General features: G+C 45.0%; 12 protein-coding genes and 1 rRNA gene. 4 read left to right on the top strand and 9 right to left on the bottom strand.

What is annotated here, in order from left to right; all coding sequences use genetic code 11:
• Nucleotides 1–105: 105 nt before the first annotated feature.
• The 4 genes from MKY95_RS04580 to MKY95_RS04565 all read right to left on the bottom strand — a co-directional run bounded on the left by MKY95_RS04580 (nucleotide 106) and on the right by MKY95_RS04565 (nucleotide 4,379).
• Nucleotides 106–1,658: ribosomal RNA gene (locus MKY95_RS04580) — 16S ribosomal RNA — on the bottom strand.
• Nucleotides 1,659–2,358: 700 nt separating this feature from the next.
• Entirely contained in the window at nucleotides 2,359–3,534 is a 1,176-nt protein-coding gene (locus MKY95_RS04575; protein WP_076319960.1) for an ABC transporter permease, read from the bottom strand.
• Nucleotides 3,535–3,614: 80 nt separating this feature from the next.
• Entirely contained in the window at nucleotides 3,615–4,046 is a 432-nt protein-coding gene (locus tag MKY95_RS04570; RefSeq protein ID WP_036605963.1) for a MarR family transcriptional regulator, read from the bottom strand.
• Between the two features lie 165 nt (nucleotides 4,047–4,211).
• Nucleotides 4,212–4,379 (bottom strand): DUF3934 family protein, encoded by a 168-nt coding sequence (locus tag MKY95_RS04565; RefSeq protein ID WP_074093608.1) that lies wholly within the window; start codon nucleotides 4,377–4,379, stop codon nucleotides 4,212–4,214.
• Nucleotides 4,380–4,691: 312 nt separating this feature from the next.
• Between MKY95_RS04565 and MKY95_RS04560 the strand changes: the two genes are divergently transcribed.
• The 3 genes from MKY95_RS04560 to MKY95_RS04550 all read left to right on the top strand — a co-directional run bounded on the left by MKY95_RS04560 (nucleotide 4,692) and on the right by MKY95_RS04550 (nucleotide 9,087).
• On the top strand, nucleotides 4,692–5,552 hold the full coding sequence (locus MKY95_RS04560; RefSeq protein ID WP_036668276.1) for a PRD domain-containing protein: 861 nt from the start codon (nucleotides 4,692–4,694) through the stop codon (nucleotides 5,550–5,552).
• A gap of 184 nt (nucleotides 5,553–5,736) precedes the next feature.
• A complete protein-coding gene (locus MKY95_RS04555) occupies nucleotides 5,737–7,635 on the top strand; it encodes a beta-glucoside-specific PTS transporter subunit IIABC (RefSeq protein ID WP_339197142.1) in 1,899 nt (632 codons plus the stop codon).
• A 42-nt stretch (nucleotides 7,636–7,677) separates the two neighbouring features.
• Complete coding sequence (locus MKY95_RS04550; RefSeq protein WP_339197139.1) at nucleotides 7,678–9,087, top strand: glycoside hydrolase family 1 protein; 1,410 nt, start codon at nucleotides 7,678–7,680, stop codon at nucleotides 9,085–9,087.
• A 101-nt stretch (nucleotides 9,088–9,188) separates the two neighbouring features.
• On the opposite strand, the gene MKY95_RS04545 is transcribed toward MKY95_RS04550, so the two are convergent.
• The 5 genes from MKY95_RS04545 to MKY95_RS04525 form a co-directional block, all read right to left on the bottom strand.
• A complete protein-coding gene (locus MKY95_RS04545; protein WP_062327247.1) occupies nucleotides 9,189–10,409 on the bottom strand; it encodes an MFS transporter in 1,221 nt (406 codons plus the stop codon).
• A 32-nt stretch (nucleotides 10,410–10,441) separates the two neighbouring features.
• On the bottom strand, nucleotides 10,442–11,041 hold the full coding sequence (locus MKY95_RS04540; protein ID WP_036606079.1) for a TetR/AcrR family transcriptional regulator: 600 nt from the start codon (nucleotides 11,039–11,041) through the stop codon (nucleotides 10,442–10,444).
• 120 nt (nucleotides 11,042–11,161) lie between these two features.
• Complete coding sequence (locus tag MKY95_RS04535) at nucleotides 11,162–12,310, bottom strand: trypsin-like peptidase domain-containing protein (RefSeq protein ID WP_339197136.1); 1,149 nt, start codon at nucleotides 12,308–12,310, stop codon at nucleotides 11,162–11,164.
• Nucleotides 12,311–12,324: 14 nt separating this feature from the next.
• A complete protein-coding gene (locus tag MKY95_RS04530) occupies nucleotides 12,325–13,500 on the bottom strand; it encodes an FxLYD domain-containing protein (protein ID WP_180361870.1) in 1,176 nt (391 codons plus the stop codon).
• A gap of 286 nt (nucleotides 13,501–13,786) precedes the next feature.
• Entirely contained in the window at nucleotides 13,787–14,203 is a 417-nt protein-coding gene (locus MKY95_RS04525) for a VOC family protein (RefSeq protein WP_101314792.1), read from the bottom strand.
• A gap of 277 nt (nucleotides 14,204–14,480) precedes the next feature.
• Between MKY95_RS04525 and MKY95_RS04520 the strand changes: the two genes are divergently transcribed.
• Nucleotides 14,481–15,236 (top strand): class I SAM-dependent methyltransferase, encoded by a 756-nt coding sequence (locus tag MKY95_RS04520; protein WP_127546731.1) that lies wholly within the window; start codon nucleotides 14,481–14,483, stop codon nucleotides 15,234–15,236.
• The last annotated feature ends 7 nt before the right edge of the window (nucleotides 15,237–15,243 follow it).

Genomic DNA, 15,243 nt, shown 5'->3' with positions numbered 1-15,243 from the left:
CAAGCTGTTTGAGAGTTTGAGCTCTCAAAACCGAACAACGAGTGAGTGTTTTGCAGCTAAGCTGCAGTTTTGAATGTTTCCGTTGCAGGAAACGATTCTCCATAGAAAGGAGGTGATCCAGCCGCACCTTCCGATACGGCTACCTTGTTACGACTTCACCCCAATCATCTATCCCACCTTCGGCGGCTGGCTCCTTGCGGTTACCCCACCGACTTCGGGTGTTATAAACTCTCGTGGTGTGACGGGCGGTGTGTACAAGACCCGGGAACGTATTCACCGCGGCATGCTGATCCGCGATTACTAGCAATTCCGACTTCATGCAGGCGAGTTGCAGCCTGCAATCCGAACTGAGACCGGCTTTGTTGGGATTGGCTCCATCTCGCGATTTCGCAGCCCGTTGTACCGGCCATTGTAGTACGTGTGTAGCCCAGGTCATAAGGGGCATGATGATTTGACGTCATCCCCACCTTCCTCCGGTTTGTCACCGGCAGTCTATCTAGAGTGCCCACCCGAAGTGCTGGCAACTAAATATAAGGGTTGCGCTCGTTGCGGGACTTAACCCAACATCTCACGACACGAGCTGACGACAACCATGCACCACCTGTCTTGAATGTTCCGAAGAAAAGGTACATCTCTGCACCGGTCATTCAGATGTCAAGACCTGGTAAGGTTCTTCGCGTTGCTTCGAATTAAACCACATACTCCACTGCTTGTGCGGGTCCCCGTCAATTCCTTTGAGTTTCAGTCTTGCGACCGTACTCCCCAGGCGGAGTGCTTAATGTGTTAACTTCGGCACCAAGGGTATCGAAACCCCTAACACCTAGCACTCATCGTTTACGGCGTGGACTACCAGGGTATCTAATCCTGTTTGCTCCCCACGCTTTCGCGCCTCAGCGTCAGTTACAGCCCAGAGAGTCGCCTTCGCCACTGGTGTTCCTCCACATATCTACGCATTTCACCGCTACACGTGGAATTCCACTCTCCTCTTCTGCACTCAAGTCACCCAGTTTCCAGTGCGATCCGGGGTTGAGCCCCGGGATTAAACACCAGACTTAAATGACCGCCTGCGCGCGCTTTACGCCCAATAATTCCGGACAACGCTTGCCCCCTACGTATTACCGCGGCTGCTGGCACGTAGTTAGCCGGGGCTTTCTTCTCAGGTACCGTCACCTTGAGAGCAGTTACTCTCCCAAGCGTTCTTCCCTGGCAACAGAGCTTTACGATCCGAAAACCTTCATCACTCACGCGGCATTGCTCCGTCAGGCTTTCGCCCATTGCGGAAGATTCCCTACTGCTGCCTCCCGTAGGAGTCTGGGCCGTGTCTCAGTCCCAGTGTGGCCGATCACCCTCTCAGGTCGGCTACGCATCGTCGCCTTGGTGAGCCGTTACCTCACCAACTAGCTAATGCGCCGCAGGCCCATCCCCAAGTGACAGATTGCTCCGTCTTTCCAGTTTCCTTCAGGCGAAGAAAACAATTATTCGGTATTAGCTACCGTTTCCGGTAGTTGTCCCAAACTTGAGGGCAGGTTGCCTACGTGTTACTCACCCGTCCGCCGCTAACCATCAGAGAAGCAAGCTTCTCTTCAAGTCCGCTCGACTTGCATGTATTAGGCATGCCGCCAGCGTTCGTCCTGAGCCAGGATCAAACTCTCCAATAAAGTATTGAAAAGAGCGATAAGCTCATTTTGAATCTGACGAGATTAAAATCTCATTTGTGCTCCAGTTGATTCAAGCCAAGGCTTGTTTCAAACTTTCGCGTTCATTCTGCAAGCAGAATGTTTACTCACTCGTTGTTCAGTTTTCAAAGATCAAACTTGTTTCGTTACCGAATTCCGTTCTCTTCAGCAACTCTTATATAATATCATGTCCGAACCAACTTTGCAAGCCCTTTTTTTAAGTTTCTTTCGAAGCTTATTTAATTCGCTTGCCACACCAGTGTTAAACCGTGTTTTCTTGGCCGGATTAATAATATATCACGTATAGATATTAATTACAATACTTAATTTAATAAAATTCATTTACCACAAATCAACTACCTTTACTATGTTGCTCTCCTCTATCCCAGCCTAAAGTTTATTATAGCTTAAATGACATTCTTTCCATTCATACATCGCAATACATGTCTAATTGCTTTTAAACTTATTAGCCTACATCTCCTCTCTTATATTTTAGCTTCATTAATATGCTCAATTTAGGTTGTCCTTTTATCAAGGTCATGCAAGATACTGGGGGCACTGTAAGTTACCACGAGTATAAGTAGAGGTATTATAAAAGATAAACAAAAAAAGTGATGCACGCATATAACTATACGTGAACCACTTTCTTGTGTGTTATTACATTATATATAGAAGGAAACTCTTAATGTTGTGCCTGTGCTGATGCTGGAGGCGTCATCGTCATTTGTCCATTACCTGCTTTTTGCATACCAACTCGCAGCAACGTAATTCCCCACGTAATAATCGAGATCAATAGAAGATGAACCATGTATCCCCCAACTGCTTCTCCACTATAGATCAAACGCATAAATCCCTGTACCCCATTGGAAGCGGGCAGAAAGTTTCCGATATAACGGTAGAATGGCGCCAGCATCTCGGCTGGAATTATATTTCCTGCTGTCATCAACTGGAGCGGAACCATCGCTACATTAAATAGAGGACCTGCATTGCCAAACAGGGCAAAACTCATTTGTGTAAAACAGATACAAGCCAGACTCACCAGCACATGATACAGATACAAAGCGCCGAAGGAGCTCGCAACATCTGTGAACTGAAGAGCTACTGTATCCACAATTAGGGGAACAATCACAGCTATACACAATAACAGCAATTGCCGTCCCCAGAAGATTTCCCATTTGGAATGGGTACGCTTCATGATATTCGACGTAATATTAAACTGAATATTCATAGTCATCGAAGCAATATAGGTGATAAAACCCAGAATCATGGGCAACATCGATGTTGCAAAATCACTCACGCTGTTCGTTTTATTAATTTCAGCCTTCACAGGCCCTTCATTCATCTTCGCCATCGCTTGTCCAATAGCTGCACTCAGTTCATCGCTGTTTATACTATCGTTATTGAGTGTCACTTGAACCTTGGATTCCAGAATCCCTTGACCCATTTGTGCAGTCATTCCGGTCGCAGCATGTTCCACAATGGATTTGGCTACATCGGCATTTCCCTGATTGATATAAAAGGGTAAGCTCGCCTCTGTGCCTCCTGCAATCTGGTCAGTGAATCCTTCCGGAATAACAATAACCATCGCATAGTTACCTGCATTCATCTGTTGCTCAGCTTCCTCGGCAGATCCCAGAACATTGACATGGAAAGGCGCGAGCGTTTCAATCTGCTTCTGCACCTCTGTTCCCTGTATCCCGTCTTCGTTCACCAGAGCAACTTGAAGTTGATCCACTCTCTCCGTGGCTTGATGATAACCCGTCATCCAGATCACAACAAATAACAGCGGAACAATTAATGCAAAAACCAACCCTATTTTTGTCTGTGGCACTTTAAGAAAATCTTTGAAGCTTTTCATTCGTTCACGGCTCCCATTAGTAAAAATTAAAATAATTGCACTACATATATATGCACATGCACATAATTGCTCAAAAAAATTTATTTCATCTTTTCATAGATGCGATTCATTACATTCATGAATGCTTCAAGCTCTTCAGGGGAACATTCGGCGAGTGCCTCTTGCTCTTGCTGTTTTGCCTTTGGTGTCAGAACGTTATTCATTTCCAATCCTTCCGCCGTCAAACAAAGCAAAACCGCTCTGCGATCCTGTGGATCTTCTTCTCTTGTCACCAGACCTTTGCGAATCAACTTGTCTATAATTTTGCCTACCGTTGTCTGGTCCCGCACTGTTAATTCAGCCAGTTTTTTCTGTGATATATGACTTCCAGCCTTGCTCAATTCATTCAAGACTGCAAATTGTTCCGGAGTAATATCCTGTTCACTCAGATTTCTGGTTGTTGTTTTTTTGTATGCCAGATACGTCCGTGACAGAATCAGTCCAAGTGGATTTTCATCCATATTAACAGGCATGCTGTTGCTCCTTTCTCTATATAGTAGCACTACCATCTAATTTGCGTAAGCTCTATATTATTACCATATTTACATTACTGTCAATTTAATTTTTTATCTTTTCAAGCAAAAAGAGACCCACCCGTTAGTCAGGCAGCTCTCTCCTCTGGCATCGTCAAGCCACACTTACTCGGGCTTGCCACTTGAAGTTTCGGTATCGTCCTTCTTCTTTGTGCCTTTACTTTTATAAGGCTTCGGTGCACTTTTCGCCCGGTTAGCAGCGGCTTGCCAACGGTTCCATCCTTTTTTACCCGTACCACGGCCGGTGCCGCCTTTTCCTTTTGCATTGCTCATGTTATCACTCCAATAATCCTGTATATGCTTAAAAATGACCGTCCTCGGTAACTTATTATGCAACCCAGCCCATCTAATTCACTTCCAGCAATTCTTATTATACCAAAAATCCACGTCTTTACGTCCATTTCCATAAATCATTGTATTGTTATTCTGTTATGAAAGCGGTATAGTGGACATAATTGAAAGAGGAAGCTGCGTCTTCTTCGGGATTGTTACTGGTGAGCAGGCGATACCCAAACCAAGGCTGTCTATTAAGCCTTAGTTTGGGTTTTTTGTTTTTATTACGACCAATTGAGGTGAAACACATATATGATCATCCGTCAGATTTTTAACAACAATGTCATCCGGGCTGAGAACCAGGTTGGTCACGAATTTGTTGTCATTGGCAACGGTCTTGGCTTCAAAAAGAAAAACGGACAGCCTGTGGATGAGGATAAAATCGAAAAAACCTTTGTGCTGAAATCGGATAAAATACCGCAAAAACTCATTGATCTGATTGGGGAAACATCGGTCGAATATTTGAAGTTAGCGGACGAAATTGTGGGTCATGCCAAAAAGGAAATGGGCGATATTTTTAGTGATAATATCTATATATCATTGATCGATCATATTCAGTTTGCCATTACCCGGTACCGTAAATCCGTCGGGCTGAAGAATTCCCTTTTGTGGCAGATCAAGAAGTTTTACAAGAAGGAGTTTGGGATTGGCATGAACGCTGTGGAGCTGATCCAGGAACAATTCGGCATCCAAATGGATGAACATGAGGCCAGCTTTATTGCGATGCATTTTGTAAACGCTCGTCAAGATGCTCAAGGTATGAAACAAACCGTTGAAATTACTGAAGTTATTGATGATATCTTCAACATTGTGACCAACCATTACCACATCGCCCTGGATGAAAATTCATTTAATTATTCCCGGTTTATTACCCATCTTCAATATTTTGTGCAGCGAATGTTGAGTAATGAACAGGAGCAATTTGCTTCTGGAGATAACTTTCTGTATGAACAGGTGAAGGACAAATATAGCAACGCTTTTGAGTGTACACAGCGGATCAATCAGTACCTTGAGGACAAGTTTGAAAGTGCCATGTCCATTGATGAAAAGGTGTATTTGACGATCCATATTCAACGTGTCACTTCCCGTAACGAGCTTCTCGACGCGGAATAAAAAAAGCTTGCAAACGATTTCGGCGTCATATATAGTAGGTCTCACAACTTAACGACAAGGATTGTTACTGCTCAAGCAGGCGATACCTAAATGATTGGCAACTGGTCATCTTTCCGATGATCATAGCCATTCGTTTAGGTATTTTTTTGTTTTCAGGCAATCTTAACAACAAAGGAGAATGAACATGGATCATAAAAAAATGGGGGATGACATCGTTCGTCTCGTCGGCGGAGAAGCCAATATCAACGGTCTTGTCCACTGTGCGACCCGGCTGAGATTCGACCTGAAAGATTCCAAAAAGGCCGAACGCGAAACGCTTGAAAAACACGATGGTATTATTACCGTTGTTGAAAGCGGCGGCCAGTTCCAGGTTGTCATCGGTAGTAACGTGGCTCATGTATATGCGGAGATTATGAAAAACCGGGATTTCGGAGGAGATTCCTCCTCATCGGCTGAGTCCACAGGGGAAAAAACCTCGCTATTATCCAAAGTTTTTGAAATTATATCCGGAAGTTTCTCGCCATTAATCCCGGCTATGGCAGGATCAGGTATGCTAAAAGCTTTGCTGACTGTCCTGACCATGCTCGGATGGATGTCGGATACAAGTGACACATACTTGATTTTATCCGCTGCCGGCAACGCTGTATTTTATTTCTTGCCCATCTTCCTTGGCATCACACTGGGTATGAAGCTGAAAGCCAATCCTTATGTAGCTGGCGTAATTGGTGCCGCTCTGATGGAACCGAGCTTCACCGGGCTGATGGATAAGGGCTCAGATGTATCGTTCCTGGGTATACCGGTTGTGATGATGAATTATTCAGCCAGCGTATTCCCAATCTTCATATCGATTAGTATCTACGCTGTTCTCGATAAGTTACTCAAGAAAATCATTTTGAAAGACCTGCAATTGTTCCTTGTACCGATGATTGCTTTGATGATTATGGTTCCTCTGTCCGCAATGGCCTTTGGACCATTTGGCACCACGGTAGGTGACTGGATCTCTTCCGGCGTAACTTGGCTCATTGGTGTCAGCGGTATATTATCAGGGGTTGTACTGGGTGGTTTCATGACCTTCATGGTTGTGTTCGGACTCCACTGGGGCTTCACTCCAATCACGATACAGAACATCGGGGTTGGCGGCGATCCGATTGAAGCCATGGCTGCTGCAGCTGTATTTGCACAAATCGGTGTAGCCTTCGGTATTTTCCTGAAAGCCAAAAAGAACAAAACCCTGCGCACTCTTGCTGGCTCGACCAGCCTTACCGGTTTGCTTGCAGGAGTAACTGAACCAATCGTATATGGTCTGATCTTGCGTTATAAACGTGTGATTCCTATCGTGGTCATCGCAGGTGCGATCGGCGGTGCCATTAATGGTCACTTTGGTGTTAAAATGACTGCTTATGTGTTCCACAATATATTTGCCATTCCTGTCTATACACCAACGGTTGTCTACGTGATAGCGATTGCCTGCTCCTTTGCGGTAGCAGCGGTATTAACCGTGATGTTTGGTTACGAAAGCAAAACCAAAGATACAGTTTCCGGGACAAATGAATCTGTCTCCAACACATCGGCTCAAAGTACACCAGCAGAACTTCCTGTCGTGCCTGAGACCAAAACAACGGAGATTAAGAAAGAACAAATCTATAGCCCGCTCACAGGTACAGCCGTAGCACTTAGTACAATTAACGACCCCGCCTTTTCGACTGGTGCTATGGGCAAAGGTTTGGCGATTGTTCCTGAGATTGGCGAAGTTGTTGCTCCCGTGGATGGTGTCGTCACTTCCCTCTTCCCCACTGGACATGCTATTGGATTAACAACCAACTCAGGAACGGAAATCCTGATTCATGTTGGCATCAACACAGTAGCGCTGAAGGGAAAACACTTCACTCCTGTCGTTCAGGAAGGTGATATCGTCAGACAGGGCGATCTGTTGATCCAGTTTGACATCGATAAGATCAAGGAAGCCGGATACGAAACCGTAACACCTGTCATTGTGACTCTAACGCAACAGGAAGTGGATGTATTCGAAACAACTCAAGAGCAGGTACAGAAAAATGATGTCCTGCTGACTCTCGTTGTCTGACCCAACTTATATCATACGAATTCAATTTAGGAGGAACTAACCATGAAACATACTCAACTGAAACCATTTCCTAAAGATTTTTTCTGGGGAGGTTCAACCTCTGCCTATCAGATTGAGGGAGCCTGGAATGAAGATGGCAAAGGCCCTTCTGTCATCGACATGGGCAATCATGTGGAAGGCGTAACCGACTTCAAGGTAACCAGTGATCACTATCATATGTACAAAGAAGATGTGGCGTTGCTCGCCGAAATGGGCTTCAAAGCCTACCGCTTCTCCATCGCATGGACACGCATCTATCCGCAAGGCGCAGGTGAAGTGAATCCGAAGGGCCTCGCCTTTTACGATTCCCTCATTAATGAGTTAATTAGATACGGTATTGAACCCATAGTGACGATGTATCACTTCGATCTTCCTTATGCGCTTGAAGAAAAAGGTGGCTGGTCCAACCGTGCAACGATTGATGCATTTGAACAATATGCCAAGACCCTCTATGAGAACTACGGAGATCGGGTTAAATATTGGCTGACCATCAACGAACAAAATATGCTGATCCTGCATCCCGGCTCTCTGGGTACACTGGATACAACACTTGTTGATCCGCAAAAAACACTGTATCAGCAAAATCACCACATGCTGGTTGCTCAAGCTAAAGCTATGGTCCTGTGTCATGAAATGCTGCCTGAAGCCAAAATTGGCCCAGCGCCCAACATCGGTGTAATCTACCCGGCGAGCTCCAAACCTGAAGACACACTCGCGGCTGATAACTATGCTGCCATTCGTAACTGGCTCTATCTCGATATGGCGGTATTTGGACGTTATAACCATATTGCCTGGAGTTATCTCGAAGAGAAAGGATATACACCTGTCATTGAAGACGGAGATATGGACATCCTGGCTCAAGGAAACCCTGATTTTATTGCTTTTAACTATTATACTTCCCAAACGGTTGGTGAAAGCCTGAACGATGGTAATGACTTCTCCCATACAGGAGACCAGCATGAAATCGTAGGTGAACCGGGCGCATATAGAGGATCTGTGAATCCCAATCTGCAAAAAACGGAGTTTGGCTGGGAAATTGATCCCGTGGGCTTCCGCTCTACCCTGCGCCAGATCTACTCCCGTTATCACCTGCCATTGATTGTTACGGAAAATGGTCTGGGTGCCTTTGATAAACTGGAGGAAGGCGATGTCGTTAACGATCCATATCGTATTGAATTCTTCAATAAACATATCGAACAGATTCAACTGGCGATTACGGACGGCGTGGATGTATTTGGCTTCTGCCCTTGGTCTGCGATCGATCTGGTCAGCACACATCAAGGGTCGAGCAAACGTTATGGATTCATCTATGTGGATCGTGAGGAATTCGATATCAAGGAATTGAGACGTATCCGCAAACAGAGTTTCCACTGGTATCAAAAACTGATTGAAACGAATGGAGAAATTCGTTAATACACGCACTAATAAAAAAGTCGACTGCACATGAAACATGTGTAGTCGACTTTTTTGGTGTTGATGCATTGATATGGAAGCTTTCTTTTCCAATTATAAAATTACATTTCAGCCTTCGGTTGTTTTACCGCTTTGGCCCCTCTGAGTACTCGTAGGGATAACAGGAAACAGATCGCCAGAACGGCAGCTGCCGAAACATAAGGATAGTTAATATTCACATCGAACAGCGCTCCAGCTACGATTGGACCTGCGATATTCCCCAAACTGGTATACGCCGAGTTCAGTCCGGCCACAAAGCCCTGTTGTTCTTGTGCCAGTTTGGACATCTGTGTACTGATCGCCGGACGTAAAATATCCATACCCAGAAAGACGATAAACGTTACGACGAGAATCATCCAGTACGTACTTACAAACAAGGTCAACAGTACAAATACGGCTACAAATAACAGACAGACTGAAATGACCATCTTTTCACCAAATCGATTGAGCAACCAACCGATCAGGGATACTTGCACAACCGCACCTGCGATGGAACCAAATGTAATAATAAATGCAATGTCTTTGGTCGTGAAGCCAAACTTGTGATCCACAAATAGTGAAAATACCGTCTCATAGTTCGCTAGACCAAATGCCATAACAAATACAATAATCAAACTGAAAAAGTACGGTTCACGGTATGAATTCAGCAATTGGGATACCATACCCGGAGCTTTGGCCTTCGTTAAACCAGGGATAGGTTTACTTTGTTCTCCTGTACTTCGTGCAGATTCCGGCAAAATAATCAATGTAATGATGGATGCCAGCAAACCGGCAACCCCAGCGGCGTAGAATGGAATTCGAATGCCAAAGTCCGCAATGTATCCACCAATTCCCGGACCGATGATAAATCCGGTTGTAATCGCTGCATTAATCAAGCCCATACCTTTGCCGCGTTCTTCCTCTGTTGTAATATCTGCGGTGTAAGCCATAACCGCCGGGAAGATCATCGCCGCACCAATACCGCCTAACATCCGGGCTGCGAAGAGCAAGACTGGTGCATTGACCGCACCAAACATAAACTCGGATACGGCAAAGATCAGCATGCCGCCAACGATAATTTTTTTACGTCCCCATGTATCCGACCAACGACCCGCAAGCGGGGAGAACAGAAACTGGGTGAAGGAAAATGCCGCTACCAGCAATCCAACCGTGAATCCGGTGATATGCAGTAGATCCATATACGCAGGCATGATCGGTACAACCAGACCAATACCCGTAAAAACGAGAAAAATATTAAACATTAACAGCAGCAGTGCGCCCCTGTTCCGTGTTAGTAATGCCATGATTCCATCCTCCGTAGTTGTCAAAATGTTGCTTAAGCTTTATCTTTTGCAATCCCGTGCAAGAATACACTAGCGGCCTGGCGGTATAACGCAAGAGCCTGATCAGGCTCCATCCCCCGTGACATCTGACTAAGGCCAATAATGGTACTTTCCAATATGAGCGCGAGATTATCTACATTGTCTGCTTTGAACTCACCGCTCTCAATGCCTTGCTCTATCATTTGTTTATTAAATTGAATATGCCGCTCAAACATTAAGGAGATCCGCTCCTCAATATCATTTTCTTTCTTTTCCCCTGTGAAGAACTCATCAGCTGCCTTCGTCAGCGGGTGATTCATATCATCCATGACGAGTTGTTCCGCCAAACCATAAATTTTCTCCGTGGAGGTGCGATAGAGATGTTCTTTGGCCGCCCAACTCTCTTCCCACTCCCGGTCCCACTCATCGATTAGATAGAGGAACAGACCTTCCTTACTTTTAAAATGGTAATATATATTGCCTTTGCTGCTGCCCGTCGCAGCTACAATATCCTCAATGGACGTTGCTTTATAACCTTTTTGTACAAAAAGGGCTTTGGAAGCATCCGCAAGTTTCTTCTTGGTCTGCTCAGTCTGTAGTTGTTTTTTATTCATATTCATTCCATTTCACTCCGTCCCATCCATACTGAACATTCGTTCTGTATTTTAACAGATGCACCCAATATAAGCAATGAAAAAGGAGAATTGGCACTCATGCCTACTCTCCCTCAACAATCATTTCACTTTTTTACCTTTACCATGCAATATCTTCAGTTGACCATTCTCATAACCCAACTGATACTCGACCCGATATTGCGATAGTATATATTCCCCATCTTTGCGTTCATTTGCTGTAATCATTGCCTTCACTTCCATCTCGTCATCGCCTTTATTGACTGAGGATACCTCACTGATGGTCACCTCACTTGTATTCAGATATCCTTCTCTGAACTTGGCATATGTTGTAGCACTCTGCCACTCGCTTCCGAGCAGTGCATAAGCGGTGACATAATCACTCAGATTAAGACTTGCATAAAAGTCCGTTACAATTCCTTCTGCTTGCAATGTCTTAGTGGCTGAACCCAAGTGAGTATCTCCAGCCGTCCGCACCGACGTTGTGCCAGAAGGATTTTTGGACCATGCCTGAACCTGCTTGAGCACACTAGTCATAGGAATACTGAATCCTATTCCCCCCTCCTGTTCCACAACCGCCGAATTAATGCCGATCACTTCACCAGTCTCCGCACTAATGAGTGGTCCACCACTGTTGCCATGGGTTATTGGTGCCGAGATCTGATAGAGGTTACTATAGATGTAAGGCGCTATTTCAAAGCTACGCCCCAACCCACTGATGATTCCGGTTGTTACGGTGTTCTCTAGCCCAAGTGGACTACCCAATGCCAGAATCTCGTCTCCGGTCTCAGCTTTGGATTTGGCGATGATTAACGGCTTAACTTTTTTCAAATCAGGAACTCTGACTACAGCTACGTCTGTTTCATCACCAATACCAATAACCGTCCCCTTATATTCCTCATGGTTCAAGGTCCGAATAGTTACTTCATTCGCCCCCTCCACTACATGGGCATTGGTCACGACATCTCCCTGATCATTGTAGAGAAAACCGGAGCCCAATCCGCTGCTACTCTCGATCGTTACAACTTTCTTCTGGCTTTCTTCTATAATCTGTTTGCGTGTCTTCTTCACAGGTTGCTTGGAGGCAGTCGTGGCTGCCGCATTTTCCGTTTCCTTCGCGACAACAACTGCCAGTCTGGGCCCATCCTGCAACTGATCTGCTGAATGCTGGTGTATCCAGAACACGCCCCCTGCTCCAGCACCAATGATAATAGCACTGGATATGATCATACTCCATGTTCGTTTGGTCATTCCAACCTGTCCTCCTATTCGAGATACCACGTTGCATTCACAACAGAGATTTCCGCTTCCTCGTACACACCATAATAATAGGTTTCAAAAAAACCTTCTTCCCCCACATCCAGCCAGCTTGGATACACATCTGCATAAGTTTGGCCCAGATATATACCGTCTATATTATAAATATCAATCAACACTGTAATGGAAGAGATCGGACGAGTTGCATTATTGATCAATGAACCGCTAATATAAAGATCCCCGTACATATCAAGCGTCGCATCAACGTTCACGACACTTACTGCCGCCGTTCGATTCATCAGATCTTCTTCTGCAGCCTGTTGCTCCGCCAGTTGAATCCGATCCGCTTCCGCTTTTTCAAATGCCTTTTTTTCACTGAGCACCCGTTCACGATACGAAGTCAGTTTTTCATTTTCCGGCGCATAGGACAATCCCTGGTCGACCGTTTGTAACGCAATTGTGAAATTCTTTTGCTTTACTTGCTGTTCCGCCTCTTTATAACTTATGCTTGCGAGCTTGTCGACAATTTGCTTCTCTACTGTCTCAGCTTCCTTGCCTTTCAAGTCTGATATGGTGTCCAACTTCTCGGCTAGTGCCTCAATTGTTGTCAAACTGTCGATTTCCTTTTTCACCTTCAATACGGCCAGTGTTACCTTTCTGTTGTTGAATGCGGCACGCACTTTGGCAAAAACAGGTTCTTCCCGCTCCATCAACGCTTTGGCTACAGCCTGAATGGTCTTGTCTCCTGCGGACAGCTTTCCTGTCTTCAGACTTGTGGACGCCTCATCCAACTGATTCATCAAGTTGAACGCCTTCGCCGTAATTTGCCGATCCTGTATAAGTGCATCATAGTTCGGTCGTTTCGTTAGAGCGCTGTCCAGCAGTTGGAGAGCCTCTTTATATTTCCCCTCTAGTGCAGCCTGTTCCGCCTGTTGGTGCAGTGATTTAACCTCTGCATTTATACCTGTTTCCTGCTTGTAATAATACGTTAGCAAAGCTCCGACAACTACTGCCAGAAGTATGGGAATAATCCAGCTAAATGCAAGGCCTTGACCCGTATTTCCCTGTTTGGAAGCTGGTTGCTGCTGACGGGACAACGAATCAATTGCTTTTTGCGTTCCTTTATCCAAGTCAATGGCTGTTTCTGCCCAGATCTGTTCCTCTGTAGAGCTTGTTTCTTTCAATTTGGTTCTACACTTTCTGCACGTGTTATCCGCCGGACTGTTTTTGGTCCCACATACATGACAATACACCCTGATCCCTCCACTTAAGAACATATGTATACTTCGCTTTCCCGGGGTTCGCCTATCGCATCAATTGCTAAAAAACACCAACATGAATCGATAATTATCATATAGCAAAAAGGAATATTACACCATATGTTCTGTAGATATCATGTTTAAACGAGTCATACTGGATGCAAAAAAGCCTTCCTATTAATCTAGGAAGGCTCTAGTTATTTTCATTTTATTACTCCGAAGGAAAAGCGCTGAGATCCATATAGGAAACTTCCCACAGGTGATCATCCAGATCCTGAAAACTCCATCCGTACATAAATCCGTGATCCTGTGGTTCGTTGGATGGCTTCCCTCCTGCATCGAGGGCAGCTTGTACAATCACATCTACCTGCTCACGGCTATCTACAGACAGGGCAACGATGACTTCGGTTGTATCGGCGGCATTGGAGATTTTTTTTGAAATGAAGGATTGGAAACGTTCCTCCACCAGAAGCATGGCGTAAATATTTTCCCCGATGATCATACAAGTAGCAGACTCGTCCGTAAAATTGGCATTAAACTCAAATCCCACCTTGGTAAAAAACTCAACGGATTTCTTCAAATCTTGGACAGGTAAATTAACAAAAATCTGCTTAGCACGAATAGCCACCATCGATCACCTCGAACTCATAGAATACATTCCACCTCAAAATAACACCTCGCGAATACGCTGTCAATTGAATATAATGGAGACATTCCAACTTGTGAGGTGACACGGATGTTGCTCCGTATTGTTCGAAGTAATTAGTCGTCGGGCTGGGTCAAAACGCGTACCAGCTATCAAGGGACACGTCTGTCCATTTGATCCTATTCGACCATTTACATTAGAACGATTTGGCATAACTCTTTTGTCCTGTTCAAACAAATCACATTGGAGGAATATGAAAATGAAAAACAAAATAGATTACGATGACTTTTATGAACGCGTAGGCCGGACGAATGGCTGGAACTTCAGCTCCATGAACGTTGTCTCGGAGAACATCGGATGGAACTTCTATGAGGAAGTTGTTCGCCATACGCGATCGTCCGATCTGTTGCTGGATATTGGAACAGGTGGTGGAGAAGCTATTCTGTCCATTGCGGAAGATGCCTTATTACTGGTGGGAATTGATCTCGCTCAAGGAATGATTGAGACCGCACAGCATAATCTTCAGGCTACGGACGGTCATTCCAATGTACGCTTTCTTCATATGGACGCAGAAAAACTGGCTTTTCCAGATTACTTCTTTAATGTGGTATCTTCCAGACACTCTAGGTTCTCTGCTTCAGAAGTATTTAGAGTTCTTGCTCAGGGTGGGATATTTCTAACCCAGCAGGTCAGCGAACATGATAAATCCAACCTTTCAGTAGCTTTTGGCCGTGGCCAAAGTTTTGGCATTCAACCTGGCACATTGATGGAACGATACAAGCATGAACTTCAAATAGCAGGTTTCCGTGACATTCAGGCCCGTGAATATAATGTGGTGGAGCATTACGCTACACCCGAAGATTTCATGTTTCTCCTAACCCATGCACCCATCATTCCTGATTTCGGAAAGGTAGACACTGACTTCGAGCGATTCCAGCAGTTTGTGAAAGAACATCACGACGAGAAGGGCATTCGTACCAACTCGGCACGCTTCATGATTACTGCTCGGAAATAAATGATTC

Source organism: Paenibacillus sp. FSL P4-0176, assembly GCF_037975265.1.
Classification (GTDB): Bacteria; Bacillota; Bacilli; order Paenibacillales; family Paenibacillaceae; genus Paenibacillus; species Paenibacillus amylolyticus.
This window is presented reverse-complemented; position numbering and strand designations above follow the sequence as displayed.

What these genes read in the sequence shown, in the direction of transcription:
- MKY95_RS04575 (WP_076319960.1), bottom strand. Translation starts at nt 3,534, where the DNA reads ATGAAAAGCTTCAAAGATTTTCTTAAAGTGCCACAGACAAAAATAGGG.
- MKY95_RS04570 (WP_036605963.1), bottom strand. Translation starts at nt 4,046, where the DNA reads ATGCCTGTTAATATGGATGAAAATCCACTTGGACTGATTCTGTCACGG.
- MKY95_RS04565 (WP_074093608.1), bottom strand. Translation starts at nt 4,379, where the DNA reads ATGAGCAATGCAAAAGGAAAAGGCGGCACCGGCCGTGGTACGGGTAAA.
- MKY95_RS04560 (WP_036668276.1), top strand. Translation starts at nt 4,692, where the DNA reads ATGATCATCCGTCAGATTTTTAACAACAATGTCATCCGGGCTGAGAAC.
- MKY95_RS04555 (WP_339197142.1), top strand. Translation starts at nt 5,737, where the DNA reads ATGGATCATAAAAAAATGGGGGATGACATCGTTCGTCTCGTCGGCGGA.
- MKY95_RS04550 (WP_339197139.1), top strand. Translation starts at nt 7,678, where the DNA reads ATGAAACATACTCAACTGAAACCATTTCCTAAAGATTTTTTCTGGGGA.
- MKY95_RS04545 (WP_062327247.1), bottom strand. Translation starts at nt 10,409, where the DNA reads ATGGCATTACTAACACGGAACAGGGGCGCACTGCTGCTGTTAATGTTT.
- MKY95_RS04540 (WP_036606079.1), bottom strand. Translation starts at nt 11,041, where the DNA reads ATGAATAAAAAACAACTACAGACTGAGCAGACCAAGAAGAAACTTGCG.
- MKY95_RS04535 (WP_339197136.1), bottom strand. Translation starts at nt 12,310, where the DNA reads ATGACCAAACGAACATGGAGTATGATCATATCCAGTGCTATTATCATT.
- MKY95_RS04520 (WP_127546731.1), top strand. Translation starts at nt 14,481, where the DNA reads ATGAAAAACAAAATAGATTACGATGACTTTTATGAACGCGTAGGCCGG.